The organism is Kitasatospora sp. NPDC096204 (assembly GCF_044763205.1).
Taxonomy (GTDB): Bacteria; Actinomycetota; Actinomycetes; order Streptomycetales; family Streptomycetaceae; genus Kitasatospora.
Genome location: NZ_JBIWFT010000005.1, coordinates 199,537 through 224,712, shown reverse-complemented (window position 1 = coordinate 224,712; position 25,176 = coordinate 199,537). Strand labels below are relative to the sequence as shown.

22 protein-coding genes and 1 tRNA gene are annotated in these 25,176 nt (G+C 75.1%); 8 read left to right on the top strand and 15 right to left on the bottom strand.

Going from position 1 to position 25,176, the window contains the following annotated elements; all coding sequences use genetic code 11:
- Positions 1-75 precede the first annotated feature (75 nt).
- Positions 76-3,456, bottom strand: coding sequence for a S8 family serine peptidase (locus ACIQ87_RS08025; protein ID WP_402403209.1), 3,381 nt, complete (start codon positions 3,454-3,456; stop codon positions 76-78).
- Positions 3,457-3,748: 292 nt separating this feature from the next.
- On the opposite strand from ACIQ87_RS08025, the gene ACIQ87_RS08020 reads away from it, so the two are divergent.
- From ACIQ87_RS08020 to ACIQ87_RS08005, 4 genes are all read left to right on the top strand, one after another.
- The gene (locus ACIQ87_RS08020; protein ID WP_402403207.1) at positions 3,749-4,282 is read left to right on the top strand and encodes a SigE family RNA polymerase sigma factor; all 534 of its coding nucleotides are present in this window, start codon (positions 3,749-3,751) and stop codon (positions 4,280-4,282) included.
- The gene (locus ACIQ87_RS08015; RefSeq protein ID WP_402403204.1) at positions 4,279-5,088 is read left to right on the top strand and encodes a hypothetical protein; all 810 of its coding nucleotides are present in this window, start codon (positions 4,279-4,281) and stop codon (positions 5,086-5,088) included. Before ACIQ87_RS08020 ends, ACIQ87_RS08015 begins: the two co-directional genes overlap by 4 nt.
- Positions 5,089-5,268: 180 nt before the next feature.
- Positions 5,269-5,763, top strand: coding sequence for a cupin domain-containing protein (locus tag ACIQ87_RS08010; protein ID WP_402403202.1), 495 nt, complete (start codon positions 5,269-5,271; stop codon positions 5,761-5,763).
- 486 nt (positions 5,764-6,249) lie between these two features.
- Positions 6,250-6,624 carry a transglycosylase SLT domain-containing protein gene (locus ACIQ87_RS08005; protein ID WP_402403199.1) on the top strand — a complete coding sequence of 125 codons (375 nt, stop codon included), beginning with the start codon at positions 6,250-6,252 and terminating at the stop codon, positions 6,622-6,624.
- Between the two features lie 264 nt (positions 6,625-6,888).
- Here the strand turns inward: ACIQ87_RS08005 and ACIQ87_RS08000 are convergent, their stop codons facing one another.
- The 3 genes from ACIQ87_RS08000 to ACIQ87_RS07990 form a co-directional block, all read right to left on the bottom strand.
- Entirely contained in the window at positions 6,889-7,356 is a 468-nt protein-coding gene (locus tag ACIQ87_RS08000) for a hypothetical protein (RefSeq protein ID WP_402403196.1), read from the bottom strand.
- Positions 7,357-7,665: 309 nt separating this feature from the next.
- Positions 7,666-8,556: a helix-turn-helix domain-containing protein gene (locus tag ACIQ87_RS07995; RefSeq protein ID WP_402403193.1), complete on the bottom strand. Its 891-nt coding sequence runs from the start codon at positions 8,554-8,556 to the stop codon at positions 7,666-7,668.
- 122 nt (positions 8,557-8,678) lie between these two features.
- The gene (locus tag ACIQ87_RS07990; RefSeq protein WP_402403190.1) at positions 8,679-9,701 is read right to left on the bottom strand and encodes a helix-turn-helix domain-containing protein; all 1,023 of its coding nucleotides are present in this window, start codon (positions 9,699-9,701) and stop codon (positions 8,679-8,681) included.
- A 205-nt stretch (positions 9,702-9,906) separates the two neighbouring features.
- Between ACIQ87_RS07990 and ACIQ87_RS07985 the strand changes: the two genes are divergently transcribed.
- Complete coding sequence (locus ACIQ87_RS07985; RefSeq protein ID WP_402403187.1) at positions 9,907-12,660, top strand: ATP-binding protein; 2,754 nt, start codon at positions 9,907-9,909, stop codon at positions 12,658-12,660.
- Between the two features lie 50 nt (positions 12,661-12,710).
- On the opposite strand, the gene ACIQ87_RS07980 is transcribed toward ACIQ87_RS07985, so the two are convergent.
- Positions 12,711-12,781, bottom strand: a tRNA-Cys gene (locus tag ACIQ87_RS07980).
- Positions 12,782-12,976: 195 nt separating this feature from the next.
- Between ACIQ87_RS07980 and ACIQ87_RS07975 the strand changes: the two genes are divergently transcribed.
- On the top strand, positions 12,977-13,825 hold the full coding sequence (locus tag ACIQ87_RS07975; RefSeq protein WP_402403184.1) for a hypothetical protein: 849 nt from the start codon (positions 12,977-12,979) through the stop codon (positions 13,823-13,825).
- Between the two features lie 68 nt (positions 13,826-13,893).
- Here ACIQ87_RS07975 and ACIQ87_RS07970 read toward each other — a convergent pair whose 3' ends face one another.
- The gene (locus ACIQ87_RS07970; protein ID WP_402403181.1) at positions 13,894-14,565 is read right to left on the bottom strand and encodes a polysaccharide deacetylase family protein; all 672 of its coding nucleotides are present in this window, start codon (positions 14,563-14,565) and stop codon (positions 13,894-13,896) included.
- 490 nt (positions 14,566-15,055) lie between these two features.
- Here ACIQ87_RS07970 and ACIQ87_RS07965 point away from each other — a divergent pair, with 490 nt between their 5' ends.
- The gene (locus ACIQ87_RS07965) at positions 15,056-15,745 is read left to right on the top strand and encodes a hypothetical protein (RefSeq protein ID WP_402403178.1); all 690 of its coding nucleotides are present in this window, start codon (positions 15,056-15,058) and stop codon (positions 15,743-15,745) included.
- Between the two features lie 66 nt (positions 15,746-15,811).
- Here the strand turns inward: ACIQ87_RS07965 and ACIQ87_RS07960 are convergent, their stop codons facing one another.
- The 4 genes from ACIQ87_RS07960 to ACIQ87_RS07945 all read right to left on the bottom strand — a co-directional run bounded on the left by ACIQ87_RS07960 (position 15,812) and on the right by ACIQ87_RS07945 (position 19,093).
- Positions 15,812-16,681, bottom strand: coding sequence for an NAD-dependent protein deacetylase (locus tag ACIQ87_RS07960; RefSeq protein WP_402403176.1), 870 nt, complete (start codon positions 16,679-16,681; stop codon positions 15,812-15,814).
- A gap of 10 nt (positions 16,682-16,691) precedes the next feature.
- Positions 16,692-17,297: an AAA family ATPase gene (locus ACIQ87_RS07955; protein ID WP_402403174.1), complete on the bottom strand. Its 606-nt coding sequence runs from the start codon at positions 17,295-17,297 to the stop codon at positions 16,692-16,694.
- A gap of 246 nt (positions 17,298-17,543) precedes the next feature.
- Positions 17,544-18,293 (bottom strand): maleylpyruvate isomerase family mycothiol-dependent enzyme, encoded by a 750-nt coding sequence (locus ACIQ87_RS07950; RefSeq protein WP_402403171.1) that lies wholly within the window; start codon positions 18,291-18,293, stop codon positions 17,544-17,546.
- Positions 18,290-19,093, bottom strand: coding sequence for a methyltransferase domain-containing protein (locus ACIQ87_RS07945; RefSeq protein WP_402403168.1), 804 nt, complete (start codon positions 19,091-19,093; stop codon positions 18,290-18,292). Before ACIQ87_RS07945 ends, ACIQ87_RS07950 begins: the two co-directional genes overlap by 4 nt.
- A gap of 272 nt (positions 19,094-19,365) precedes the next feature.
- Between ACIQ87_RS07945 and ACIQ87_RS07940 the strand changes: the two genes are divergently transcribed.
- Positions 19,366-20,058, top strand: a complete 693-nt coding sequence (locus ACIQ87_RS07940) for a Tat pathway signal sequence domain protein (RefSeq protein WP_402403165.1) — start codon at positions 19,366-19,368, stop codon at positions 20,056-20,058.
- On the opposite strand, the gene ACIQ87_RS07935 is transcribed toward ACIQ87_RS07940, so the two are convergent.
- From ACIQ87_RS07935 to ACIQ87_RS07915, 5 genes are all read right to left on the bottom strand, one after another.
- Positions 20,051-21,280 (bottom strand): glycosyltransferase 87 family protein, encoded by a 1,230-nt coding sequence (locus ACIQ87_RS07935; protein WP_402403162.1) that lies wholly within the window; start codon positions 21,278-21,280, stop codon positions 20,051-20,053. The two genes, ACIQ87_RS07940 and ACIQ87_RS07935, sit on opposite strands and share 8 nt — an antisense overlap.
- A 225-nt stretch (positions 21,281-21,505) precedes the next feature.
- Positions 21,506-22,252 (bottom strand): class I SAM-dependent methyltransferase, encoded by a 747-nt coding sequence (locus tag ACIQ87_RS07930; RefSeq protein ID WP_402403160.1) that lies wholly within the window; start codon positions 22,250-22,252, stop codon positions 21,506-21,508.
- A 3-nt stretch (positions 22,253-22,255) separates the two neighbouring features.
- Positions 22,256-23,050 (bottom strand): SDR family oxidoreductase, encoded by a 795-nt coding sequence (locus tag ACIQ87_RS07925; RefSeq protein WP_402403157.1) that lies wholly within the window; start codon positions 23,048-23,050, stop codon positions 22,256-22,258.
- A complete protein-coding gene (locus tag ACIQ87_RS07920) occupies positions 23,038-23,901 on the bottom strand; it encodes a TauD/TfdA family dioxygenase (protein WP_402403154.1) in 864 nt (287 codons plus the stop codon). The genes ACIQ87_RS07925 and ACIQ87_RS07920 overlap by 13 nt, the downstream gene beginning before the upstream one ends.
- 12 nt (positions 23,902-23,913) lie before the next feature.
- Positions 23,914-25,170 carry an aspartate aminotransferase family protein gene (locus ACIQ87_RS07915; RefSeq protein WP_402403372.1) on the bottom strand — a complete coding sequence of 419 codons (1,257 nt, stop codon included), beginning with the start codon at positions 25,168-25,170 and terminating at the stop codon, positions 23,914-23,916.
- Positions 25,171-25,176 lie beyond the last annotated feature (6 nt).

Sequence of the window (25,176 nt, the reverse complement as noted above, 5' to 3'; positions counted from 1 at the left end):
TCCCGAGCGGAGCCCTTCGGCCCCGGCCCGCCACGCCGGTGGCCCGCGCATCAGCCGCGGGCCACCGGCGGGTCGTCAGGGTGCCAGGCGGTAGGCACGCAGCACGGTCTGCTCGACGGTGGAGCCGTCGGCGGCGCGTGCGGTGGCCTTGAGCGAGACGAAGCCGCCGGCGCCCTGCGGCGGGTCGACGGCGACGCGGTAGCCGCCGTCGGCCGGGGCGACGGGGGCGTCCTGCCAGGTGGCGCCGTCGTCGAAGGAGACCCGCACGCTCAGGCTCTCGGTGGCCGAGGCCGGGGCGCCAGTCTGCCGTTCGACGGCGGCGAGCAGGGTGTGCTGGCGGCGCGGCGCCTGGTTGTCCGGGTCGACGGGGGCGGTGAAGCGGACGGTGTCGACCGGCAGCGCCGTGCCGCGGGTCCGGCCGTCGGCCCCGGGGGCGACGGCGGCCGAGCGGAAGGTCCAGGCCGCCTCGACGGTGCCGGACAGCGTCGCCCAGGGTTCGGCCCGTACGGCCTTGGCGGTCAGCCGGTAGGAGGCGTCGCCGGCCGGCACCGCGAAACGGGCCTGTTCCCGGTCGCTGCCGGCGACGCGCTGCCCGTCACGCGTCAGTTCGAGGTGGACGGTGTCGTTCAGCATCCGCGGCCACGGGGACCCGAAGTGGCCGGCGGAGGCGTCGCTGAACAGCTGCGGGGCCACGGTGAGGTAGCCGTCACTGGTGCGGACCATGGTGGCGCCGCCCTTGCCCGGGGCCAGGCCCGGGCCGATGACGGCGGCGTTCCACCGCTCCGCGCAGGTCGCGCCGGCGGCGCAGCGCACGGTGCCGCTCTGGCTGGTGGCACCGGGGACCATCTCGCCGCCGGGGCCGGAGGTCTGGCCGAAGGTCGTCTCGCGGAACTGGTCCTTCACGGTGAAGTACTCGGTGCGGGTGGCAGGCAGCGCGAAGGTGGGCTGGCCGATGGTGAAGAGGCCGAGGCCGCCGGCGGACGCGAAGCTGCTGAAATCGCCCGCGGTGCCCGGGCCCTGGGCGAAGTAGCGGGTGTTGAGCGTGGCGAGTTCACCGGCCTCGACGGTCAGGGCCGGGTCGGGCAGCCCGCCGGTGCGGTGCACCAGCAGGTCGTAGCGGTCCGGCAGCCGTCCGCTCTGCGGGGCCGGGCCCTCCTGGACGCTCTGCGCGACGAAGTCGATCCGGCCGGCGGTGGGCCGGGCGGTGGGGACGACGTACAGGTTGCCGGGCCGGCCCAGGACGGCGAAGTCGTCCTGGCAGCCGCCCTCGGAGGCGCTCCCGGTGGTGCGGTGGCAGTAGCCCGCGGCGAGCGACCAGCCGGTGGTGGCGCGGCCGGGGACGGTGACGGTCAGCTGCCGGCCCTCGCGGGCGTCGACGGCGAGCCGGGTGTCGCCGCGCAGCTCCACCTCGGGCTGCAGGAACAGGGTCGAGGTGCGGCTCGCGGTGCCCGAGGCGGGGGTGACCAGCTCTCCGCCGAGGTTGTAGCGGCCCTCGGGCACCCGCGCGGTGGCGGTGCCGCCGGTGAACCGCAGCTGGAAGGCCTCGCGGGTGTCCAGGTTGACCAGGTTGACCGTCGACCAGGTGTTCCAGGTGCCCGGCCCGATCGGCGCCCCGTTGCGGTCGACGGCCGTGACGGTGACGTCGTGCCGCACGGCCTCGCGGGTGAGCGCGTAGGCGGTGGTGACGGCGGCCCCGCCGGGCCCGGTCGCGCGCACCCGCCCGGTCAGCGAAGCCCCCGAGGGGACCCGGGCCGGGTCGACGGTCACGGCGGCCGACGCCGTGGCGCCCGCGGGCACCGTCAGGCGGGAGGGGGAGACGGTGAACGCGCCGGCCGCCGCGGTGGTCTCGACGGCCAGGTCCAGGGTGACCGGCGCCCCGCCGTCGTTGCGGTACTCGACCGTACGGGTGAGCGGCGTGCCGCCGGGCGGGCCCTCCAGGTGGATCCCGGTGCCCTCGGCGGTGGCGGACACCTCCTGGGCGGTGGCCCGGGCGAGGTCGACGCGCCCGGCGCCCTGCTCGTACGCGCCCTGGCCGGCGGCCGGAGCCGCGGAGGAGGTGAGCGCGGCCTTGAGCTGCGGGCCCTTCCACTGCGGGTGCTGCTGGGCGAGCAGGGCCGCGGCCCCGGCGACGTGCGGGGCCGCCATGGAGGTGCCGGAGATGGCCGTGTACCGGTCGCCGACCGGCTCCTGACCGTTCGTCCCGGCGGCCCGGGCGGCGACGATGCCGACACCGGGCGCGGTGACGTCCGGCTTGACGGCCTGGTCGCCGACGCGCGGACCCCTGCTGGAGGACGGGGCGAGCGCGCCGTCCCGGTCGACGGAACCCACCGTCAGCGCGGCGTCGGCCGACCCGGGGGTGCCGACGGTGCCGGGGCGGCCGCTGTTGCCGGCGGCGGCGACGAACAGGGTGCCGTAGCGGGCGGAGAGCGTGTCGACGGCCTGGGCCATCGGGTCGGTGCCGTCGGTCGGGGGGCCGGTGAGGCTCAGGTTGACGATCGGCGCCCGGGCCGCGGCCCACTCCATGCCCTGGAGCACCCAGGACTCCTGGCCGTTGCCCTCGTCGTCCAGCACCCTGCCGACCAGCAGCTCGGCGTCGGGGGCGACGCCCTTGAACCGGCCGTCGGAGGCGGCCCCGGTGCCGGCGACGATCGAGGCGACGTGGGTGCCGTGCCCGTCCGGGTCGGCGTTCACCGGCGCGGCGGCGGGCCCGGTGAAGTCGGAGGTCTCGCCGAGCGAGCCGGCCACGTCGGGGTGGCCCCGGTCGATGCCGCTGTCGAGCACCGCGACCTTGACGCCCTTGCCGGTCCAGCCGGAGTTCCAGGCCTGCGGGGCGCCGATCTGGGCGGTCGAGTGGTCGAGCGCCGCAGTGACCTTGCCGTCCAGCCAGACCTTGTCCACGCCGCCCGCGGCGAGTCCGGCGTCCGGCCGCGCGACCAGCTGCCACAGCTCGCCCGCCCGCGCCTTCGGGGCGCGCAGGGCCGCGCCGTGCACGCTCTCCAGCGGCCGTACGGCGGTGGCGCCGGCGGGCGGCACGGCCGCGGCCAGGCCCGGGCCGCCGGTGTGCTCCGAGCCCAGGATCAGCGGCAGTTCGGCGGTGTGCGCGTCGTCGTAGCCCTGGGCGATCAGCCCGGCGACGTCGAACAGCCGGGGGTCCAGCCGTCCGGAGTCCAGCGGACCGACCGCGTCCGAGGGGACGAGGTTCAGCGAACCGGGCGCGCCGGAGCGCCGGACGAAGGTCACGTCCTCGCGCCCGGGACCGGGCCGCACGCCGGCCAGCGCCACGGCGCCGTCGGCACCGAGCCGGGCCGTGACCGTGTCGCCGGTGACCAGGGTGACCTGGACCGGACGGCCCGGCGCCGGACCGTCCGCCGCGTCGGGCGCCGAGTCGGGTGCCGGGCCGGGAGCGGCCCAGGCGGCCGGGGCGGCCAACGAGGCGACCAGCGCCGCGCCCAGCACGGCGGCCGGCCACCGCCGGACCGCCCGTGGCCCTCGCCCGGGTGTGTCGTTCCTGTGGGTTCCTCGCACAGGTGTCCTCTCGATCGGGCGGCACCACGGATCCCGGGGCCGCGCACAGGTTCTGGCAAGGAATCGACGGAACTCAGGGCAGCGGAGGATGTCATCCGATGATCAGAAACCCGGAGAACCCCCGGTCCCCCTCGCGACCGGCGAAGTTTTCCCGCCACCCGTGACATCCCGGCACCGGGTGCGCTCCGTCGGAGTGGACAGAGACGAACGGAGGACACGCCCTGTGCGTAACGCAGACCTGGAGGAGTTCCGCGGCTTCGCCGAGGACCGGTTGCCGCACCTGCGGCGGACCGCGTACCTGATGTGCGGCGACTGGCACCACGCCGAGGACATCACGCAGACCGCACTGACCAAGCTGTACGCGGCCTGGGGAAGACGGCACCGCATCGCCAACCTGGAGGCCTACGCCCACCGCGTACTGACCCGGACCTGCATCGACCACACCCGGCGCCGCTGGCGACGCGAGGACCCGACACCCGCACTGCCCGACCGCCCCGGCCCGGGCACCGACCCCTCGCTCGGCCTGCAGGTCCGCGCCGCGCTCGCCGCCCTGCCGCCGCGTCAACGGGCCGTGGTGGTCCTGCGCTTCTGGGCCGACCTGGACATCGCGGACACCGCCAAGGCCCTCGGCTGCACCGCCGGAACCGTCAAGAGCCACACCGCCCGCGCCCTCGCCAAACTGCGCACCCTGCTCGGCGACACCGACCCGTTCGACGAACTCGCCGCCAACCCCACCCCTTTGAAGGAGCTGCTGTGACCCACGACGCCCTCGACCCGCAGGACGAGCTGCGCACCCTCCTCGCCGCCGGACTCGGCGCCGAACCCCCGCTGCGTCCCGGCGCGGTCGACGCGGCGGTCGTGGCCGGACGCCGCCGCCGCGGCACCCGCCTGGCCGTCCGCGTCGGCGCCGCGACGGCCGTCACCGCCGCCCTGGCCGCCGTGGTGGCCACCGTGCCCACCACCGCCGCCCCCACCCCGGGCGCCACGGTGGCGGCCGCCGACCCCCTGGCCGGCCCGCTCACCCTCGCCGGCTCGGAAGGCGCGAGCGCCGTACCGCTGCGCCCGGACTCCTTCGGCCCCGGCAGCGGCCGCGCCACCGGCTGGACCAGCGAGCACCTCGCGACCACCCTGGCCGGCCTGCTCCCGGCCGGCCCCACGACCGTGGGCGCCGGCGACATCCCGGGCCGCAGCTTCCGGGTCGCCTGGCAGTCCCCGGCCGGCCCGGTGGAGTTCGTCGGCGGCGCCGACCAGACCGCCGACGCGCCCAAGGTCCCGCTCTGCGCGACCATCGCCCTGCCCACCGTCACCCCCCGCCCCGGCGTGCCCAGCCCGCAGGAGGTCGCCCCGCGCACCAGCTGCCACCTGGTCGACCTCCCCTCCGGCGCGCACGGCGAGGCCATGACCCTGACCCACCCGCAGAGCGGCCGCACCTCCCAGTACGTCCGCCTCCAGCGCACCGACGGCCGCACGGTGACCCTCCAGCAGTGGACCGACCAGCCGGACGCCGGCCTGGCCGAGGCCGCCCTCCTGGCGATCGCCGACAACCCCGCCTGGCAGTTCTGACCGCCCCTCCCCCGCCCGACCGCCGCGCCCCGCGTCCCTCCCATGGGGGCGCGGGGCGCGGCGGCACCGGTGGCCGCTCGTCAGCGACGGTACGCGGCGGAACCAGCGGCGGTCGTCCGGCATCGGCCCCGCGGCACGGGTCCTGGACACCGGACGGCCCCCGGCGGTGCACTCGTGAACATGACCGAAGAAGCGAAGACCGGCACGCCGCAGACCGCCCCCGCCGTGTCGGTGGTGGGCCCCGGCGAGGGCGAGACGATCGTTCTGGGCACCACGCGTATGCGCGTTCTCGAGGACGGCAGCCACACCGGGCACCGACTCGCGATCGCCGAGTCCGTGCTCGCCCCGCACACCCAGGGGCCGCCGCAGCACCGCCACCGCGAACACGACGAGGGCTTCTACATCCTGTCCGGCACCGTGCGGTTCACCGTCGGGGAGGAGGAGTACGACGCCGTCGCGGGCACGCTCGTGATGGTTCCGCCCGGCGCCCCGCACACCTTCGCCAACCCGACCGACCACCCGGCCGTCATGCTCAGCACCTTCACCCCCGACCTGTACGTGCAGTACTTCCGGGACCTCCAGGAGGTGCTCGACGCCGGCCGGCCGCTGACGCCGCAGGCCGACGTCGACGCGATGAGCCGCTACGCGACCGAGCCCGCCACCGACCCCACCTGAGCCGGGGGGGTGTCGCCGGGGTGTGGCCGCGCTCTCGGTGACGGCCCGGCCGGCGGTGACTCAGAGTGCCGGCGGCGGGCCGGGCGGTGATGCCGCCGGGCCCCGGGCGGTGAGTGCGCTCACATGCGGATCCGGCGAACGACGGCGGCTAGCAGTGTCCGTTTTGCCCGCTTTTTACTGAGGGTCGGCGGTGTTTGCGCAGGCCGGAAGGGTGTGGTGCGCTCGGCGTGGCCCGCCCTTCGAATCCCAGACGGCCACCGCGCTACGACCGCGGATCGTAGCGAGGGGGCCTTGGCGGGCCCCGGTCCGGTCTGGCAACTTGGCATTCGTCGCCAGCCGCACCGGCTCCTGTCCCGCCGGTCGCGGCTTACCGCCGAGTCACTCCCCGCGACCGTTCGGCCCCTGTCCGGCCACGGTCCGGGTGGGGCGTGACACCGGCCCAACCCGATTGAGGTCCTGCTCTACATGCCCGCTTTCAAGCTCCGTATGCGCACCTCTGCCGCGATCCTCGCCGGCGCCGCCGGTCTGACCGCCCTGGGTGCCGCCGTGGTCCCCTCCGTCGCCTCGGCCGCCGACGCCTCCCCGCAGGCCCTCGCCGCCCAGATCGTGCCGGCGGACCAGCTCGCCTCGTTCAGCCAGATCATCTCCCACGAGTCCGGCTGGAACGTGACCGCGACCAACCCGAGCTCGGGCTCGTACGGACTGGGCCAGGCGCTGCCGGCCTCCAAGATGGCCTCCGCGGGTGCGGACTGGAAGACCAACCCCGCCACCCAGATCAAGTGGGCGCTGGACTACATGAACACCCGCTACGGCAGCCCGAACGCCGCCTGGAACTTCTGGCAGTCCCACCACTGGTACTAAGCCGACCCGTCGGCTTCCCCCACACCCCGGGGGCCGGACAGGGACCACCGGAGTGACCCGAGGCCTGTGTCACGCGACCGCGCGGCACAGGCCTCGCGCCGTTCCCGTGCCCCACGAGATGGGCGCCGCCGGGCCCCGCGGCGCGGGACCGGTCGCCGAGGACCGGCATGTTCCCGGCCGACCCGTCGAACGATCGGTCAGGCCGGCGCCGGACCGGCAGGGGCGGCCCGCCGGGCACCGGCGGGCCGCCCCTGGTCCCTGGGGTCAGTACCAGTTGGTGCAGGCGATGTTGTAGCCCCACTGGGGGTTCCCGTACGGGCTCCCCGCCCACTCGGCCGCGGAGCAGGCGCGGTACCACACGCCCCCGTCGTCGTACTTCGTCGGCAGGGTGTACCAGCCGCCCGGGCCGACGTACGTCCGGTCGAGGAAGCTGTTCCAGGTCCGGCCGCCGTCGTAGGACTGGTCGTAGTAGAACGCGACGTTGCCGCTCCCGGCGTACAGCCAGCCGACGACGTAGTGGTGGTTGTCGCTGCCGACGTACTGGTTGATCTCGACCGTGTTCACGTGCCCGTCGGGGTTGTAGGTGGCGGTGTTCCACACGCCGCTGTCGAGGGCGGGCTTCGCCGACGCGGCCCCGGCCACGGGTGCGGCGCTCGCCGCGGTGGCGGCGAGGGGACAGAGTGCGAGGGTGGCGGCCGCTGCCGTGGCGGCGGCTATGGCGCGAAGACGCATCGTTCCTCCGGTCCTGAGGGCTTGGCTGGCTCTTCGACCGACGACTGGACGTCGGTGCGCGAGGAGTTCGGTCGGCCGGTGGTCCACCGGCACGCGCCGGTCCCCGCTCCCCGGTCCCCGGCCCCTTCTCGGGACCGGCTCCGGTGCGATGGTTCCAGGAAACACCACACCACCTGACGGGTCGAATCATTCGAAGTTCTTCGACGGATCGGCGAAGGAGGGGCCGTTCGTGGTACGGGTCCGGGTGTCCTCTCCGATCGGCCACGGCCCCCGCCTCCGGTCACTCGTCAGAGCGCGATCGGCACGGCGTCAGCCCGCCGACCCACCGCTGACCTGCCAGTCCCTCGGCGTCATGCCGTAGGCGTCGCGGAAGGCGCGGCTGAAGTGGCTGGAGTTGGCGAAGCCCCAGCGGCGGGCGATGCCCGCCACGCCGAGCTCCGCGGCCATCGGGCGCAGCAGGTCCCGGCTGCAGCGCTCCAGGCGCTGGGTCCGGATCCATCCGCCGACCGTGACGCCCTCCTGCTGAAACAGCTTGTGGAGGAAGCGCACCGACATGAAGTTCGCCTCCGCGATGGTGGACGGCGAGAGGTCCGGGTCGCGCAGGTTGCACAGGATGTGGTCCTTGACCCGCTCCAGCGAGGCCGCGGTCCGCGAACCCTGCGGCAGCACCAGCCCGGCCCGGTCGTCGACGAGCAGCGCCAGCAGGTCGAGCGCCGTGGACGCGGCCCGGCGCCCGACGGCCTCGTCCAGCCCGGCCGCCTCGCGCGCCATCTGCCGAAGGTAGCTCGTCAGCAGCGCGGCACTGCCCTCGGAGCCGTCGAAGGTGGTCGCGGTGAGGGCCCGCAGGTCCTTCTCCCGGACGTCCAGTTCCGCTCGGGGGAAGTGGAAGGAGGTGAAGGCGAACTCCTCCTCGATCCTCTTGCGGAACACCCGGGAGGTGTCGGTGAGGGAGAACTGGCCGGGCCGGATGAGCGTCTCCCTGCCGTCCTGCTCCTTGAGCGAGGTGCCCCGCTCCTGAACGCTGAGGATGAGCGTCGGCGAGTCGCCGTCGGCGATCAGGCGCCTGCCGCGGGTCACCGTCTGCGGCCCGGCCTGGACCTTCAGGATCCGTACCGGACCGAGCCGGTGGCCGGTGATCTCCCCGGGCGACGGCACCTCCTCCAGGAAGTCCACGGCCATCGGCACGAAGGCGTGGGACACGGCGTCGTGCCACGCCTCCGCCCGGTCGGAGGCGGGCAGCGACGCGGTGGAGAGAGACGCGGCAGGGTGAGCTGCGGCGGGGTGAGACGGGGACACCGGGTTCCTCTCCGGTCGACGGGTCATCAGGACACCGGATCCGGGGTGTCCCGCCGGGCGGCCCGCTCGGCACCGCCGCGGGTGTCGCGCCACCGGCTCGGCGAGATGCCGTACGAGGCGCGGAAGAGCCGGCTGAAGTGGGCCGGGTCGGTGAAGCCCCATCGCTGGGCCACGCCGGAGACCGTGCTGTCACCGCCGTCCCCGCGGGTGAGTTCCTCGGCGCTCGCCCGGAGCCGGCGGCGCTGGATCAGGCGGCTGACGGTGGTCCCCTCCCCTTCGAAGAGCTTGTGGAGGGAACGGACGGAGATGCCGTGCGCGGCCGCGATCGTCTGCGGTCCGAGCTCCGGATCCTTCAGGTGCCGGTCCACGTAGGCGTGGATCTCCCGGATCCGGGCGTGGCGGGCGCCCTCCGTGCGGGAGTCCTCCGTGGCAGACGTGTCACGGGCGGCCTGCTCGGTGACGAGGGTGGCCACCAGGTCGGTGACGTTGCGGGCCAGTCGGCCGGCGACCGGCTCGGGGCAGTCCCCGGCCGTCTCGGCCAGGGTCAGCAGGGACTGCGCGACCAGGACGGCCACCGGCCCGCCGGCGTCGGCCACGGTGGCCGTCACCCGCGCCAGCTGCTCGTCCCGCACACCGAGGGCCCGGCGGGGGACCAGGCACACCCTGACGTCCACTCCGTCCGGGTAGTCGACCACATGAGGGGTCTCCGTGTACCAGAAGGAGACCGCTCCCGCGGGGACCTCGGTCGTCCTGCCGTCCTGCCGCACCACGGCGCCGGTGGCCCCCATCACGGCGACCACGAAGAACCCCTCGGCCTGCCGGATGCCACGGGCGATCTCCCGCGGGCCGCGGGTGTAGCACCGGGGGCCGGCCTCCGTCGTGATGAAGAGCAGGTGCCCCAACTGGCGGGTCGTCATCCGGCCCGGGTCCGACGAACGCTCGTACGAGGCGACCGTGAAGGGTACGGCGGCGACGGGAACGGCCCCGCTCCGGCGGCGAAGCGTGCTCCCGTCGTCCGGCCGCCCGGCCGTGTCGGTCACGGATGCCATCGGTCCTCTCCCTCCGCTCGACATGGCTTCCAGCATGGGACACGGGATGACTTACGTCGGCGGCAGGATGACTGTGAAGCGACTGTAGGTGATGTGGCGCCGGACACATGACTATCCGCGCACTCGAACCGTGCAATGCGCGCACCTACACTGCAACGGTCCTGGTCAGAGCACTGGCGCAGGCGCAGGCGCAGAGGAACTTCGGATGTCAGGCACCACACTGTTCGGCCGGGACGAGGAACTGGCGGCCGTCGACGCACTGGTCGACGCCCTGCCCGGGCGCGGCGACGCGCTGCTGATCCACGGGGCTCCCGGGATCGGCAAGTCCGCCCTGCTGGACCACGCCGCCGCCCGGGCCGGGAGCGCCGGATTCACCGTCCTCAGGGCAGCGGGTGTCCGGGCCGAGACCGGGCTGCCGTTCGCGGGGCTGCACCAGCTGGCCCACACCATGACGGAGCGCATCCCGCACCTGCCCGCCGTGCAGGCACAGGCCCTGCTGGGCGCCTTCGGCATGGCGGAGCCGTCCGACGGCGCCTCCGCGCCCCGGTTCTTCATGATCGCCCTGGCCACCCTCGGCCTGCTCGGCGAGGCGGCCGCCGAAGCCCCCGTACTGCTGGTCGTGGACGACGCCCAGTGGCTGGACGCACCGACCCTGGACGTCCTCGGGTTCGTCGCGCGCCGCGTCGGCGCCGAACCCCTCGGCCTGCTCCTCGCCGTGCGCGACGACCGTACGGCCGGGCGGGGCGTCCCCGACATCCGCGAGCTGCACCTCGGGCCGCTGGCCCCGGGCGCGGGCGACGCCCTGCTGGACGCCCGCAGTCCCGGTCTCGACCCGGGGGCGCGCCGCCGGGTGGCGCGGCTGTCGGCCGGCAACCCCCTCGCACTGGTCGAGCTCCCCCTCTCCCTGGCGGCGGACGGGGAGCCCAAGGGGTCCGCGGGTTCGCCGGTGCTCCCCCTCACCGCCCGGCTCGAACGCGCCTACTCCTCGTGGCTGGCCGACCTTCCGTCCGACACCCACCAGCTGCTGCTGGTCGCCGCCACCACCGACGACGGTGCGCTGACCGAGGTGCTCGCCGCGACCGCGGCCCTGACCGGCACCGAGATCTCCGCGCTGTCGCTGGAGCCCGCCGTGGCCGCGGGCCTGGTGCGCGTCGACGGGTTCCGGATCGTCTTCAGCCATCCCCTGGTGCGCTCCGCCGTCCTGGGCGCGGCACCGCTCGCGGACCGCCTGGCCGCCCACGGCGCACTCGCCGACACCCTCCGGGGACACCCCGACCGGCAGGCGTGGCACCGGGCCTCGGCCGGCGGCCGTCCCGACGAAGCGGTGGCCCGGCAGCTGGACCGGGCGGCTCTCGGCGCGCGCGAGCGTGGTGCCGTCACCGCGGCCCTGACGGCGCTGGAACGCGCCATCGCGCTGAGCGAGGACCCTGCCGGACGGCGGGCGCGCCTCCTCGGTGCCGCGGAGCTGTGCTTCGAACTCGGCCGGGCGGATCGCGTGTCAGCCCTGGTGCAGCAGGCCGAATCGCTGGGCCCGGACGTGCTGGAGCGGGCCCGCGTGGTCCTGCTGCGCGAATGGCTGGAGTCGGAGTCCGACACGAGCACGTCCCGGATCCACCTGCTGCTCGCCACGGCGGAGCAGGCCGCCGAGGCCGGCGATCCCGAACTCGCGCTGCGGCTGCTGCGCGTGGCCGCGTGGCGTTGCTGGTGGGCGGACCCGGGGCGGGAACTGCGGGAGCGCGTCGTGACGGCCGCCGAGCGGCTGCCCGTCCCGGAACTCCACCCGGACCTGGTGTGCACGCTGGCGGGGGCCGCCCCGATGGAGGCGTCGGCGACGGTGATCGACCGGCTGCGGCGGCTCGAACGCGAGGGCGGGTACGACGTCGTGGCCGCCGCCACCCTGGGCAATGCGGCCATCATGGTGAACGGGTTCGACCACGTCACGGGATTCGCCCGCCACGCGGCGGACGGACTGCGTCGTCAGGGGCGCCGGGGCCCGCTGACCAAGACCCTGGTGCTCCTCGCCCTCGCCACCGTGCACACCGTCGACTGGGAGGCCGGACTCCCGGCGGCGGCCGAGGCGGCACGGCTGGCCGAGGAGACCGCGCAACCGCGCTGGCTGACCGGTGCGAAGGTGGCGAAGGCGCAGTTCGCCGCGCTGCGCGGAGACCTGGACACCGCGCTGGTCGCGATCGGTGAGGCGGAGGGCCAGGGGCTGACCGTGGTCGACCCCTCCAAGCTCGCGTACATCCAGATCGCCCGCGGCCTCATCGCCCTCGCCGCGGGTCGGCACGCCGAGGCGTTCTCCTGCGTCTGGCGGGTCTTCGACCCGGCCGATCCCTCCTACCACCCGTTCATGCAGACCATGGCCATCGCCGAGTTGGCCGAGGCCGCCACCAGCGAGGACCAGCGCGCCATGGCGAAGGACGCCCTGCGACAGCTCGTCACGTCCGCCGGGGCGAGCGAGGTCCAGATGATCCGGGTGAGCCTGGGATTCGCCCAGGCTCTGCTCGCCGACGACGAGGACGCCGAGGAACGGTTCCGGGCGGCCTTCGATCTGGACATGTCCCGGGCGCCGTTCGTCCGTGCCCGGCTCATGCTCGCCCACGGCACCTGGCTCCGGCGCCACCGCCGGGTGATGGAGGCCCGTACTCCGCTGCGGATCGCCCGGGAGTCCTTCGAAGCCATGGGCGTGGAGCCCTGGCGTGAACGGGCGGCCCAGGAACTCCGTTCGGCGGGCGAGGGCAGCAAGAGCCAGGGCCGACTCGACCGGGACCTGCTCACGCCCCAGGAGGTCCAGATCGCCCAGCTGGCGGCGCAGGGCCTCTCCAACAAGGAGATAGGCCGGCAGCTGCACCTGTCACCCCGGACGATCGGCACCCACCTGTACCGGATCTTCCCGAAGCTCGGGATCACCTCCCGCAGCCAGCTGAGCGACCGGCTGGACGTGTCGCCGACCTGACCGTCGGCGCCCGGTGGCAGCCCGCGGCGGCGGGCAGCGGGCGGGAGAAGAGGTGGAGACAGGAATCGAACCCGTCTGAACGGCTCTGCAAGCCGTCGCCTCACCACTCGGCCACTCCACCGCGACAACGGTGGAGACATTACACGGGCATGAACCCGGAACTCTCCGGAAGTGGCGTTTCTTCACTCCGGAAGACTCTTAGTGGGTCTAGTGCTATTTCTTCTGACATGGCCTCGAAAGGCTCCGGAGGCCCGCACGGGGAAAGGCCGGTTGCGCTAGCCTGTGCCGATATCTCCAACCCGATGGGATTTCATTGATGGCCGTCGAGGAATCACGGTTCCCCCGAACCGCGGAGCTGCGCAGCAAGACCGCCGCGAACCGGTGCCAGTACAAGAACCTGCCCCTGCGCGACCTTCCCCCGCTCGGTGTCGTGCGCCGCGCCCGGATCGCCCGCGAGGGCCTGCGGGAGCGCCGCGACGGCGTTCCCGCGCCGGGCCGGCCCTCCCGCTTCGCCGAGGGGGACTGGGTCCGGGTGAAGGACGAGGCCGCGGTGCGCGCCACCCTCGACGGCAGGGACCGCCACCGCGGCCTGTGGTTCACCGGCAGCCAGTGGTCGTTCTGCGGCGGCGTCTACCAGGTCGAACGCGTCGTGCGCCGCATGGTCGACGACCGCTACCGGGTGCGGCGCCTGTCGGGCACCGTCGCGCTGGCCGGCGCCACCTGCCACGGCGCCGACGGGGCCCAGGGCTGCGGCATGGACTGCGCGCTGCTGTTCCGCGACGAATGGCTGGAGCCCGCCCCCGCACCAGCCCCCGCCGAACGGCCCGTCACCCTGTGGGCGACGGTGCGCAGCCTCGCGGAGATCCACGCGACCCTCGGCCCCGACGGGCGCCTGCACGGCGTCCCCTTCCAGGCGGGGATGGAGCGCCACGCCGGCACCCGGCACGGTACCACCGAGCTGCGCCACCGGTCCCTGGTCTGGTGGCAGTACCCCGCCGGGGGGCGGTGGTTCATCCTCGACGGGCTGCGCTGCGGCGGTGAGCCGCTGGCCGCGGGCTGCGACCGCCGGTGCGCGCTGCTGTGGCACGAGTCCTGGCTCCGTGTGGAGCCCGCCGCGGGGGCCGGCGCGGATCCGGCTGTGGGATCCGCGGCCGTCCCCCGCTGAACGGCCGTCCCCCGCTGGACGGCCGGCGACGCTGAGCGGCCGTCGGCGGGGGCGGCCGCCGGCGGTGGTCAGCGCCGCCAGCGGTCGCGCACCAGCTTCGCGGCCAGGTGCAGCGGTCCGTCCCGGTCGCCGACGTAGCAGCGGGGAAGCGCGTACTCCCCGCTGTGGGCACCGGGGCTGACCGCGCACGCGTGGTCGTAGCCGGCCTCGGCCACCGCGTCCACCGCGGCGGCGTCGAGCGAGCCGTACGGGTAGCAGAACCCCGCGACCTCCCGGCCCGTGAGGTCCTCCAGGACGTGGCGGCTGTCGGCGACCTGGACCTCCAGGTCCCGGGCGTCCAGGCCCGCCAACCGCCGGTGTGTCAGCCCGTGCGAGCCGATCTCCATCCCGGCTGCGGCGGCCTCACGGACCTGGCGTGCCGTCATCAGCGGCTTGCGCGGGCCCTGCCGGTCCCAGTCGTTGTAGCCGCCCAGCCGGTCGGCCACCACGTAGACCGTCGCGGTGAAGTCGTGCTCCGCCAGGGCGGGCACGACCTCCTCGACGAAGTCGCGGTACCCGTCGTCGAAGCTGAGCCCCACCATGCCCGTCGCGGCGCCGTCCCGGTGGGCACGCATCAGGGTGCCCACCGACACCCCGCGCAGGCCGCGGGCGGAGAGCCAGCGCAGCTGGCGGCGGAACCGTGCCGGATCGACGGTGATCAGATAGGGATCCTCGACCGCCGGCGCCACCGAGTGATACATGAGCGTCCACGGAAAGCCGCCCGCGACTGCGCCGGGCCTCTTTTCCGAACTAATACGCTGCTGAATGATTCGCATGTTCCGCTCCAGCTGTCCGATGGCACCGACTGTGCGGGTGGACCCCGAGGAAATTGCATTCTGGCAGCGCCGGACCCGGCTTCATTCCGCGCCGGGCGGCGCCGCGCCAATTCACCCGGATGCCGGATCGGGAATCGCCCGCCGAGAGTGCGGCCGGAACGGCCCGGATACGACGCCGAGGCCGCCGGAAGCGGACTCGGGAGCGGTACGGGGACTCGGGCGAGGTGCGGGGACCCGGCCGCCCGGGCCCGTCGCCGGACGCTCGCCCGGCCGTCACCGGCCCCCGCGTCCCCGCCGCAGGACCGCGCGGAAGGCCTGGTTCCAGATTGTGACGTGCTCCTGTCTAGTTCGTCTCCGTCCTGGTGTGGTGGGATGAGGCCTCAAGGGGATGAACCGCTGACGGGGGTGTGTGCCGGTGCTGAGTCGATGGCTGCGGGAGCTGGACGGGGACGCGGCGTGCCTGACGGCCGTGGGGCTGGTGCGGCTGGGGGCCGAGGACCGGCTGAGCACGGAGAGCGAGTCGACCACCTGGGTCGGCGGGGTGCGGGCGGCCTCGTTCGCCGATGCCTGGCTGGCGTTCGGGGACGGGTCGGCGGCCGGGCTGAGGGCGCCCGCGCCGGCGGTGCTGCGGGCCGTGGTGGCCCGGGCCGCGGAGCTGGTGCTCCGCCGCTGCCGGGAGGACGGGCCGGCGGCGCTGGAGTGGCTCGGGCAGCGCTCGGCGGAGACCCGCGAGCAGGCGCGGCGGGCCGGCTCCTCGCACCCGGCCGAGCCCTGCGCGCTGACCCTGGTGTGGCACGGGGTGCAGGCGCTGACCGCCGAGGACGGGCCGGGCCACATCGACCGGGTCGAGGAGCGCGCCGAGGCGTACGTACGGGAGCACCACCGCCGCCGGGACACCCTGGCGCTGGTGCTGTGCTGCACCGGGATCGCCGCGTCCGCGCTGGTGGAGCTGTGCGAGGGCGATCCGGAGCGGGTGGCCGACTGGCTGGAGCAGGACGCGGCGCGCTGCATGCCGCGCGGCGGCCGGGTGCCGCTGTGGGTACCCGGCCGGCCGAGCGCGGCGGCCCGGCACCCACAGCGGCCGGCTGAGCACGGCGACGGCTGAACACAGCGGCCGGCTGGACGCGGCGGTCGGCCGAGCGCGGCGGCGGGAACCGGGCGAGCGCGCCGGTCAGACCGCGTCGAGCAGCCGGGCGACCTCCGTCATGGCCGGCCCCAGCGGCAGGTCGAGCCGGAGCGCGGCGAGTTCGTCCCCGCGCGTCGCCCCCTGGTTGACGATCGCCACCGGCAGTCGCGCCCGGGCGGCGCGGCGGACGAAGCGCAGCCCGGACAGCACCGCCAGGGAGGAACCGAGGACCACCAACGAGTCGGCCGTGTCGACCAGTTCGTAGCAGCGCTCGACCCGGGGCGGCGGGACGTTCTCGCCGAAGAACACCACGTCGGGCTTGAGCACCCCGCCGCAGTCCGCGCAGGCGGCGACCCGGAAGCCGTCCACCACGGACTGCGGCAGCCGCGCGTCACCGTCGGGCCGCAGCCGCGCCCCGGGCCGGCGGAGGCCCGGGTTGAGCTCCTCCAGCCGCCGGTCCAGCTCGACCCGGGCGCTGGTACGGCGGCAGTCGAGGCAGACCACCCGGTGGAGTCCGCCGTGCAGCTCGACGGCCTCCCGGGTGCCGGCCGCGTGGTGGAGGCCGTCCACGTTCTGGGTGATGACCGCCGCGACGTGCCCGGCCCGGTGCAGCCGCTCCACCGCGTGGTGCCCGGCGTTGGGCCTGGCCCCGGCGATCGCCGGCCAGCCGGTGTGGCTGCGGGCCCAGTAGCGGCGCCGGGCGTCGGCGCTGCCGGTGAACTCCTGGTACGTCATCGGGGTGCCGCCGCGGCGGCGGCCGGTGGCGCCCCGGTAGTCGGGGATGCCGGACTCGGTGGACAGGCCAGCCCCGCTGAGCACCACCGCGCCGCGCCGCTCCAGCAGCCGTACCAGGGCTTCCAGCCCCTCCTCCGGCGGGACGACGGCCTGCCCGCCCGGATGTTCGAACGCGTCCATGCCGTCGAGGTTAGACCGACGGGCCGCGGCCAAGGGGCCGGGTGGCCGGATCCTCGGCGGCGCCGGTGGCGAAGGCCGTGATCCGTTCCAGGGGCGGGGCCCAGCCGCGGGTGGTGTCCACGGCCAGGCAGGGGGCGTCCAGCGCGATCGGCACCCAGGACTCGATCGGCCGCTCGCCGCGCGCGATGCGGCCCAGCAGCTCGCCGTCCGCGTGGACGGCCCGCCCGGGCGCCTCGGCGGCCCGACGGGCGATCCGCTCGCGGGCGGACTCCGGGTCGACGACGCAGCGCACGACGCGCAGCTCGGCGAGTTCGGTGAGCGGAGCCAGGCCGGGACGCCACAGCCGGTCCTGGTAGGCCGCCTCCGCCACCACGTCCGTCCCGGCGCGCAGGTGTCCGCCGAGGGTGCGGAAGAACTCGGCCAGCGTCCGCCGGTCCAGCTCCTCGACCGGCGCCTCCCGGGCGGCGGCCATCCGCTCCTTGATCTCGTCCCGGCAGACCGCCGGCCGGCCGAGCGCATCGGCCAGGGCGTGCGCCAGCGTGGTCTTGCCCGCCCCGGGCGGGCCGCTCACGACGAGCAGCTGCGGGCGTCGGTGCACGGTCGGGCGTCGCGTCATGCCCGGTGAGTCTGCCCGGGAGGGCCGCTGCCCGCCACCTCCCCCGCGAGCGGCGGACGGCGGACGGACGGCGGAGGCCGCCGGGACCGCCGTTCCAGTGGACCTTTCCCCCGGTACACCAGGCCGAGGCGGAGGTGAACGGGGCCGAACCGCCGCTACAGGAGCAGGTGTTGACGCACCCGGGGCCGGCCCCCCGCATCCGGCTGACTCCGGCGGCCGACCACGCGGACGCCGGACTCGCCCCCGTCACCCCCAGCCCGGCACCGGCGGCCGCGGCCACGCCGGTGGCACGGGCAGCGGCCCGTCCGCCCGCAGGGCCGTCGCCGGGCCGCGGCCCGACAGCCAGGCGAGCAGCGCGTGGCCGGGGCCGCTGACGGTGGGGCCCGCCTCGGCCGACGGCCACTCGCGGCCGAGGTCGGTGGCCGTCAACCGGGCGACCGGGAATCCGTGGGCGGCCAGGGTGGCCGCCGTCCCGTCGAGCGCCCAGGTGACGTACCCGGTGGGCCAGTCGGCGGTCGAGTAGCCGAGGTCGAGGTCGACGTGGTGGGTTTCGAGCTCCCGCCACGCCCGGTACAGGGTGAACCAGGCCGGGTGCCGCCAGCCCGCGAGAGCCTTCACCGGCGTCGACCACCGTTCGGCGGGCATCGCCTGCGCCGCCGCGGACATCCCGTCCAGGCCGGCCCGCAGGTCGGCGACCAGCTCCGCCGCACCACGCCCGGCGCCCTCGTGCGGGGCGCGGTCCAGGGCGGCGGCGTCGGCGCGCGGCCCCGGCTCGCCGCCGGTCCCGGCCACGGTCAGCAACCGGCGGTACGCGTCGGCGCTGCGGGCGAGGTGGGTGAGGACGTGGGCACGGCTCCAGCCGGGCAGCGCCGAGGGCTCGCGGGCCTGCCGGTCGGTCAGCGCGCCGGTGGTTGCCAGGACTCGGGCGCCGGAGGCGCGCACCTCTGCGAGCAGCGCCGCGGCTCCCGCCCCGCCGGGCCCGGTGGGAGGCGTCACGGGCGGCGGGCCCAGGCGGAGATCATCGGGGCGGTGGCCAGGTCGAGCCGGCCGGTGGCGACGTTGGCCAGGTGGCGGTCGATCTCCTCGTCCGTCGCGAGGCCTTCGGCCACCAGCAGCCGGCGGATCTGCCGGACGGTCGCCTCCTCCAGGACGGCGCAGGCCGGCGAGGTGATCGGGAAGTACGCGTCGGCCTGGACGTCGGTCAGGCCCGCTTCGCGCAGCGCCCTGGGCAGCGTCCGGCCGTACGCGAGGTCGGCGCCGCGCCCGGCCATCAGGGTGCGGAAGCCGGACCGCAGGCGGTTGGCGAGGCGCTCGTCGGGGCCGGACTCGTCCGGGCAGAGCAGCGGTTGCAGGGCCGGGTCGGCGTCCTCCAGCAGCAGCCGGCCACCGGGGCGCAGCGCCCCCACCATCCGGCGCAGGGCCTCGGCGCGGTCGGCGACGTGCACCAGGACCAGCCGGGCGTGCACCAGGTCGAAGCCGCCGGGCGGCGGCGGGTCGGCCGCCACGTCGTGCCGCAGCACTTCGATCACGCCGCCGGCGGCGGGGGCGGTCCAGGAGACGTCGATGTCGGTGGCGACCACCGCGCCGGTCGGGCCGACGCGTTCGGCGAGCCCGAGCGGCACCGAGGGACCGCCCGCGCCGACCTCCCAGCAGCGCATGCCGGGGCCGATCCCGAGGGCGTCGACGTGCCGGAAGGTCACCGGGTCGAACAGTTCGGCGAGGGCTCCGAAGCGGATGCCCGCCTCCGTCTGCCGGTTGTCCAGGAGGTAGCCGTGGTCGCTCTCGTGCTCAGCCATGCCGGAATTCTCGCAGGCGGGCGAGGCGGCCGGGCGGCCGGCTCGGGGCGGCCGCCGGTCCGGCACCGGGGCGGCCGGCCGCCCCTTCAGCCAAAAGCCTTGACAGCACCGCTTGTTGACGAAAAGTCAGTAAGTTCCGCCCGCCGCCTTGACGGCGCGCGGTCACGCCTGGAACGTATGGAACCCGGAAACGCCGCGCGCTCCCCGGTCCCCACCGCTCGGGAGCCCGCGAGAGGACGTCTTCTCGCCCCTCACCGAGGAAGAGGTTTCCCATGCGCTCCAGCCGCCACCTTGCCGCCACCGCCGCCGCCGTCTGCGCGACCGCCGCGCTCACGCTGGCCACCGTCCCCGCCTCCGCGTCGCCGGGGGCCCTCGCCGCCGGCCCGGTGCTCACCACCGGGAGCGCGGGCGGCACCGCCGTCGCCGTGGGCGACGCGCTCTCCGCGCCGCTCGCCCCGGGCACCAGGGCGACCTTCTACTCGACCGCGACCAGCACCACCGGCGTCACCTGCGCCACCTCCCAGCTCTCGGCCTCGGTGCTGAGCAACCCGGCGGCGCCGGGCAGCGCGACCGCGTCGCTGACCGGGCTGACCTTCGGCTCGTGCACCGCGAACGTCACCGGGGTCACCTCGGTGCGCAGCCTGACGGTCGGCAACCTGCCGTACGGGGTCACCGTCTCCGACGCGCCCGGCCTGCCGGTCACCCTGACCGGTGGGTCCGCCGGAACGATCCAGGCCACCGCGGTGCTCGACACCTGGTTCGGCACCATCACCTGCTCCTACCAGCTGAGCGGCGCCTTCACCGGCAACGCCGACAACACCGCGCACAGCCTGGCGTTCCGCACCGAGCACTTCGCCAAGAGCGCCGGCTCGACGCTCTGTCCGGGCGACGGCTACTTCTCCGCGACGTACGGCCCGGTCACCGACTCCGGCCAGCCGGGAAGCCCGGCGGTCGTCGTCAACTGACCTCGCCCGCAGGGCCGCTGGGGTGGGTGCGGCGGCGCTGCCGCGGCGCCCACTCCGGCAGCCGCCAGGCCCGGGACACGCCGAGCTCCCGGGCGGTGGCCCGCAGTACGGCGATCAGCGCCAGCAGCATCAGCGCGCCGTGGGCCGGCATCGACAGGTACGGCGCCACGCCGGGTGCGATGAACTTGAGGTAGCTGCCGAAGGACGAGAGCTGGACCAGGACCGGCAGGTACCAGAGCTGCCGGGGCAGTTGGAAGGCGACGATCACGCTGAGGACGTCCGCGACGTAGAAGTAGCGCTCGTGCATGGACGGCAGCAGGAACGGCACCGCTATCGCGAAGACGGTGGCCAGCAGCAGGATCCTGGTCCCGGTGAGCCCCGCCCGCCCGCTCCCCTCCGTGGGCCTCCCCGGCTCCGCCCCGCCGTCGGTGCGTCGCACGGCCCGGACCGCCAGGGCGACCAGCGCCAGCACCAGCACGCCCGCGACCAGGACGCCCGCCCTGCGCACCGGGCCGTCCGCGCCGGCCGGCACCGAGACGAACTGGTAGACCGACGGCGCGTTGAGCGTGAGGTCCTGGTAGGTCCCGGTCTGGCGGGCGTACACCGTCAGCAGCGGCCACGGGTCGGCGCCGAGCAGCAGGGCGGGCACGTCGAGCGCCAGGTACACGGCCGGGACGGCCAGCAGGCACCGCCAGGGCATCCTCCGGTACAGGACGACGACGAGCAGCAGCGGGAACAGGAAGACCGCCTGGAGCTTGAACGCCAGGGCGATCCCGAAGAACGAGCAGGTCCACCAGGGGCGGCCGCGCAGGAGGTGCTGGACGCCGCCGATCAGGAAGGCGGTGAATATCGCGTCGGCCTGGCACCACCACCCGCTGTTGGTCACGACCGTGGGCAGGAACAGCACGGTCACCGCCGCCGCGAACGGCAGCCGGGGCCGGTGCGGGCGGCACAGCGAGACGATGCGGTGGGTGTAGTAGGCCAGCGCCAGGTCGAAGAGGATCGACACGCACTTGACCGCCGCCATCCCGGGTACCGGCAGGTAGCCGAGCGCGGCCATCAGGTACAGGTAGGGGACGTTGTAGTCCGAGAAGCCGATGTCCCCGAGGGCCTGGAATCCGCCCTTCGCCTCGATGTACCCGTACCAGGGGCCGAGGAAGTAGTGCCAGTCCGGCGACTCGTACTCCAGCAGCAGGCCGCGGAGCAGGAGCGCGGACGCCACCGCCGTCACCGCGGCCAGAGCCGGCACCACCCGGTCGGCCGGGCGGCGAGGCGGGGTCCCCCGTTCCGGCGCGGCGTCCCGGCGGTCGCCTCGCGGATCGGTCTCCGGTCGGACTGGGCAGCGGTTCATACCACCAGGACGCAGCACCCGCCGGAAACGGATGACAACGGGCCGGAACGGATTTCCGCGGGCCTCCGGCCGGGCCCGTCCGGCCCCGCCGCCCGCTCAGGCCCCGGCCTCCCGGTGCCGCCACCGCACCGGGTCCGGGGCCTGCGCGGCGCCCGGTGCGGTCCGGGCCGGCGCCCGGTGGCCCGCGGTGGAGAGCACCAGCATCTCGTCGGCCCCCGGCTGGAACTCGTAGGCCACCCGCTCCACCCGGCTGGGGACGCCGAGCTCCGCGAGTTCCTCGCGCAGCGCCCCCAGCCCCTCGTAGCGGGCTCCGGTGTCGTACACCACCAGCGGGAAGACCCGGACCTCCCGGCGCGCGACCCGGGCGAGTTCCAGCAGCCCCTCCCGCTGGAACTCCCCGCCCAGCCGGTTGCCGTACGAGAACAGCAGGTGCGAGCAGAGCGCCAGGTCGAAGGAGTCGTCGGCGAAGGGGAGTGCGGGCAGCGAGCCGGCCACGTAGCGCTCCGGGCGGGCCACGATGTCGGCGCCGAAGGCGCGGGCGTTGGCGGTCCACTGGCGGATCATGTCGTCCGCGTCGGCGTACCAGGACCACACGTACCCCGCGGTCTCCTTCGCCAGCAGCTCGCGCTTGAAGGCGGTCTCCCGCTCCACCAGCAGGCCCAGCTCCGCACGGTGCTCGGCGTACTGGCGGTCGACGGCGACAGCGTCGATGCCGCGCCGCCCGGCCTCGGCGACGAAGCTCGCCGCGCCGGCCGGGCAGTCCAGGATGCGCTGCTCCAGGTCGTGCTCGGTGAGCGCGAACATCGCCCGGTACTCCGCGAAGGAGCGCGCGCTGACCAGCACGGCTCAACCCCTCCCGACGAACGGCATGGTGGTCGGCAGCACCACCAGGGACTGGATGGTGGTGTCCGGCGGCTGCGAGGCCATCAGCACCAGGGCCTCGGTGAAGCGGTCCACCGGGATGGTCGCCTCGACGGCCATGGTGCGGTCCGCCTGCATGGCGGCCGGCTGCGGGCCGCCGTCCACAGGGGTGACGTTGCCGACGTCGATCTGCCCGCAGGAGATGCCGTACGGCCGGCCGTCCAGGGCGAGCACCTTGGTGAGGCCGAGGACGGCGTGCTTGGCGGCGGTGTACGCGATCGAGTTGGGGCGCGGCACGTAGGCGGAGGGCGCGCCGTTGTTGATGATCCGCCCGCCCTGCGGGGTCTGGGCGCTCATCACCCGGAAGGCCTCACGGGCGCAGAGGAAGCCGCCGGTGACGATGGTGTCCAGCACCCGGTTCCAGTCCTCGAACGGGGTCTCGGTGATCGGCCGGCGCGGGGCGGCGGCGCCCGCGTTGTTGAACAGCAGGTCCAGCCGGCCGTACCGGTCGAGCACGGTGTCGAAGAGCCGGGCGACCTCCTCCGGGCTGCGGATGTCGGTCGGGACGGGCAGCACCCGGTCGGCCCCGGGGCCGGCCAGGGCCGCGGTCTCCTCCAGGGCGTCCTTGCGGCGCCCGGCGACGGCCACCGTCCAGCCGGCCGCCAGCAGGGCCAGCGCCGAGGCCCGGCCGAGCCCGCTGCCCCCGCCGGTGACGATCGCCACCCGTCCGTGCGGTGCGGTCCCGCCGCCGCCCTCTCCCGTGGTCGTCACGGCGCCCACTCCTCCCCCTCGTTCACCCAGATCCGCAGCATCCGCCGGGAGTACGGCCCGGGCTCGTCGACGTACGGCGAACGCCCGTGCAGCACCCGGCTGTTGCGGATGATCAGCAGGTCCCCGGCGGCCATCGGCAGCCCGAAGGCGATCTCCGGCCGGTAGAGCACCTCGTCCAGCACGCCCAGCGCCTCCCACTGACGGTCCGTCAGCTCCGGCCCGCCGCGGTCGGGGGAGGAACGGACCGTACGGGTCTGGTAGTAGCAGCCGATCGTCCCGTCCTTGCGGTCGTACAGGATCGGGGTGACCACCACCTGCGGACCGGCCCGGCCGCTGCGGTCGAAGGTCCAGTCCTCGCGGAGCGTGGTCAGCGCGTCCGGGCGCTCCCGCTCGATCAGGTCGTGGACGTGCCGGGCGCTCGCCAGCTTGGTCAGCCCGCCGCCGTCGAAGGCGGGCCGCAGGCAGAGCAGGACCAGCAGGTCACAGGTGTCGCAGTGGAAGCCCAGTTCGGTGTTGCCGTCGCCGTCCTGGTCGTGCAGCACCGAGGTGAGGTCGCCGCGCCCGTTCTGCGGGACGATCCGGCCGAAGTCCCGCAGCAGGAAGGAGAGCACCTCGGTGATCTCCTGCTCCGGGCGGGCCGGGTCCACCAGACCGCTCACATGGGTGACGCCCACCGAGCCGGCGGCGCTCCGGACGAACTCCCTTAGCTTGCCGCGTACTTCCTCGGCCGCTCCCCAGCGTCCGGCCCGCGCGTCGGCCCAGATCAGCCGCCGCTCCCGCTCCCCCAGCGGGAGCGACCAGAGCTCCCGCCGGGCGTCCAACTCCAGGCTGCTCCAGCCGATTTCGGTCACCGCATCCATGCCCTCTCCTTCCTACCGGCCGCCGGCCGCGACGGCCTTCGCCCACAACTCCAGGCCCTCGTCGATCTGTTCGGCCGTGACAACCAGCGCCGGGATCATCCGGACCACGTTCAGGTGGATCCCGCACAGCAACAGCAGCAGGCCGTGCTCGGCCGCGGCCTGCTGGGCGCGCCGGGCCGCGTCCGGGTCCGGGGTGCCGTCCGGGCGGCAGAACTCGCTGGCGGCCATCAGCCCGAGCCCGCGGACGTCGGCGATCCCGGGCGTCCCCGCGGCCACCGCCCGCAGCCCGGCCAGCAGCCGGGCGCCCTGCTCGGCCGCGTTCTCGACCAGCCGCTCCTCGCGCAGCACGTCCAGGGTCGCCAGGGCGGCGGCGCAGGCCACCGGGTTCCCGCCGTACGTGCCGCCCTGCGAGCCCGGCCAGGCGCGCCCCATCAGCTCGGCGGGCGCGGCGATCGCGGACAGCGGGAAGCCGCTGGCCAGGCCCTTGGCGGTGATCAGGACGTCGGGGAGCACCCCGCTCTCGTGCTCATGGGCCCAGAACCGGCCGGTGCGGCCGAAGCCGGTCTGCACCTCGTCCACCACCAGCAGGATCCCGTGCCGGTCGGCCCGCTCCCGCAGCCCGGCCAGGAAACCGGGCGGCGCCGGGACGTAGCCGCCCTCGCCGAGCACCGGCTCGACGAACATCGCGGCCGTCTCGGCGGGCGCGGAGACGGTGGCGAGCACCTCGTCCAGTCCGCGCAGGGCGTGCGCCACCGCCTCCTCCTCGGACAGTCCGAGCCGGAAGGCGGCCGGGAAGGGCGCCACCGCGACCCCTGGCATCAGCGGGCCGATGCCGGCCCGGAAGCGGGTGCCGGCCGTGGTGAGCGAGGCCGCGCCCATGGTGCGGCCGTGGAAGGAGCCCTCGAAGACGATCACGTTCTGCCGCCCGGTGGCGTGCCGGGCGAGCCGCAGCGCGGCCTCCACCGCCTCGGTGCCGGCGGTGGCGTAGAACAGCGAGTCCAGGCCGGCGGGCAGGACCTCGCCCAACCGTTCGGTGAGGGCGAGGAGTCGGTCGTGCAGCACGGTGGTGTACTGCCCGTGGATCAGCCGGCCGGCCTGGTCCCGGACGGCCTCGACCACCTTCGGGTGACAGTGGCCGGTGCTGGTCACCCCCACGCCGGAGGTGAAGTCGAGGTGACGGCGGCCGTCGGCGTCGTAGAGGTGGAGTCCTTCGCCGCGGACCGCGACGACCGGGGTGGCCTGCTTGAGCACTGGGGAGAGCCGGGACACGGGGCC